This is a genomic window from Nitrosomonas sp. Nm84 (genome assembly GCF_003201565.1).
Lineage (GTDB): Bacteria > Pseudomonadota > Gammaproteobacteria > Burkholderiales > Nitrosomonadaceae > Nitrosomonas.
In genome coordinates this window covers 1-2,135 of record NZ_QJJP01000074.1, presented here as the reverse complement: position 1 = coordinate 2,135, position 2,135 = coordinate 1, and the positions used below count along the sequence as shown (strand labels likewise).

Here is a 2,135-nt window from a genome sequence, read left to right as displayed (position 1 = left end):
CGAACCAGTGAATTAATTGGCGCCAGGTGGGAAGAAATAGATCTTGATAAAAAGCAATGGCGCATACCAACGGAACGCATGAAAATGAAAACTCCTCATATCGTACCTCTATCCGATCAGGCTATCGCAGTATTAACGAAAATCAAAACGTTGGCTGCTGACGAAATTCTACTGTTCCCTAGCGAGCGTAGAGACGGTAAGTCAATGAGCAACAACACCATTCTGTACGCACTCTACCGGCTAGGCTAGGCTATCACTCTCGCATGACCGGCCACGGTTTCAGGGGGATAGCATCAACGATCCTTCATGAACGCGGTTATGACCATGACCATATTGAATTGCAACTGGCACATAGCAAACGTGATGCGGTATCAGCAAGTTATAACCATGCCCTGTATCTTGAACCACGGGCACGCATGATGCAGGATTGAGCAGACTATTTAGATGCAATTAAAATAGGCGCAGCGATATTGCCATACAGAGCTGCATAAAGAGTTCTTGCCGTTGCATAGTGACGGTGTATCCCGACAGCGCAAGCAAGAAAAATTGGGATATTTATCGCCTGCACAATTTTCGCAGCAGTACTATGCAAATCTACTCGCCGCTTAAACCTATGGACTCCATTTTTGACAACATACCTCAGAAAATTTGATGATGATAGCAATGGGGATTTGGATGTGGCTTAAATAAAAAAACCAACACTAAATATTAGTATTGGCCTTAGAGTTTATGTTAATTCAGCCTAAAGCTCTGCGCGAGAAATATCTTTTATCCTTGAAAGTGCTGCTAATTGCAGCCACTACTAAATAACCTGCAAAAAATAATATCCCTACATGCATTCCATCAAACATAATCAAGCCGATTGAAGCTAATACACTCAGTAAAACAAAACTAAATAAAATTACTGAGCTGCTAACATGTTTTTTACTCATTTTATTCTCCAGAAAAAACGATTAATAAGTTATTTGAATTCAAATTTAACCAAAAGTTCACATTATATTCACAAATACTTTACATATTATTCACAATTGATTCACATATACAGTTCTTATTGATCCTTTCTTGCAACAAAAGATTGAGCAGATATTTATCTCAAGTGCCCATACTCCTAGCCGTCAATCAACATCGACCAATCGCCTAATTGAATTGCTATGTATCTCGATGACAACCCTGATTACAAGACTGTTTGGCAACTTGCGCATGAATGGATTGGCGCTAATCCGGACGAGATCGATCCCCAGGCGATCTCATCTAAGATTAGATGAGCACCTCATTAGATTAATACTTGCTATAATAAATAGAAAGATCATTGCACGAACGCGAAGCGGTGTAGTGTTTGAAGATAATTCCATAATCACGTTTATTGACGACCTCCCTCATTACTTTAGGACTTGGATCTGTTTAACGAAGGGAGTTTCTAACAAAGATTATCTGGAGTCGCTGTATGTAAAACGTGAGGAAGTCATCGATTTATATATCAAAACTTATATTGATCTGTAGTAGTCGCGCAGCGGAATTTCTCATTTAGCCTTGCTAGCTTTCCTCCCAAGGTTTTTCTCCTTTTCCGTCAAGTCCCGACTGCCTGCATGATAGCGAGGATCAAAATGCGGTCAGCTTCCAAACGATACATCACGCGATAGCCCTGTACGATAATCTCCCGTATTTTTGATCTTCGGTTTCTGGAATAATGCGTCCGCTCTCAGGAAAGTCTCTTAATCGTCGTGTGGCGAGTATTATTTTCTCACCGAAACGTCGTGCATAAAATGACGAATCGCGACTAATATACTGTATTAGGTCATCGAGATCATCACGCGCAAGATTCGACCATTCAACGCGCATCAATCACTTAGGTATCGCTTTTCCATCTCTTCCTGTGATGTGATATTGCCTTCCTTCGCCGCTTCGAGCGAATGCTCTAGCTTTTGGCGTACATAGATAGCGTACATGGCATTGTCGGAGGTGGCTTGTTCCGGCAGGTGAGCAGCGATATCCTGAATAATTTGCTTAACGGTTTGCATAACAATCTTTCCTTATGACGTATGTCAATCGGCATTGAAAACTTTCCAGGAATCGGCGTCGAAAAGTTTCCACCTGGTATAGTTGGTTAATCGGTTTTTATACACTTCTTACGATGC

At 41.2% G+C, this 2,135-nt stretch carries 3 protein-coding genes and 1 pseudogene; 1 reads left to right on the top strand and 3 read right to left on the bottom strand.

Annotated elements, in window-relative coordinates:
* Positions 1 to 15: 15 nt before the first annotated feature.
* Positions 16 to 431: pseudogene (locus C8R34_RS17480) on the top strand (tyrosine-type recombinase/integrase).
* A gap of 306 nt (positions 432 to 737) precedes the next feature.
* Here the strand turns inward: C8R34_RS17480 and C8R34_RS16105 are convergent.
* The 3 genes from C8R34_RS16105 to C8R34_RS16095 all read right to left on the bottom strand — a co-directional run bounded on the left by C8R34_RS16105 (position 738) and on the right by C8R34_RS16095 (position 2,018).
* Positions 738 to 932, bottom strand: a complete 195-nt coding sequence (locus tag C8R34_RS16105; RefSeq protein ID WP_110342300.1) for a hypothetical protein — start codon at positions 930 to 932, stop codon at positions 738 to 740.
* Between the two features lie 697 nt (positions 933 to 1,629).
* Positions 1,630 to 1,839: a type II toxin-antitoxin system RelE/ParE family toxin gene (locus tag C8R34_RS16100; RefSeq protein WP_110342298.1), complete on the bottom strand. Its 210-nt coding sequence runs from the start codon at positions 1,837 to 1,839 to the stop codon at positions 1,630 to 1,632.
* Positions 1,839 to 2,018 (bottom strand): hypothetical protein, encoded by a 180-nt coding sequence (locus C8R34_RS16095; RefSeq protein WP_110342296.1) that lies wholly within the window; start codon positions 2,016 to 2,018, stop codon positions 1,839 to 1,841. The genes C8R34_RS16100 and C8R34_RS16095 overlap by 1 nt, the downstream gene beginning before the upstream one ends.
* Positions 2,019 to 2,135 lie beyond the last annotated feature (117 nt).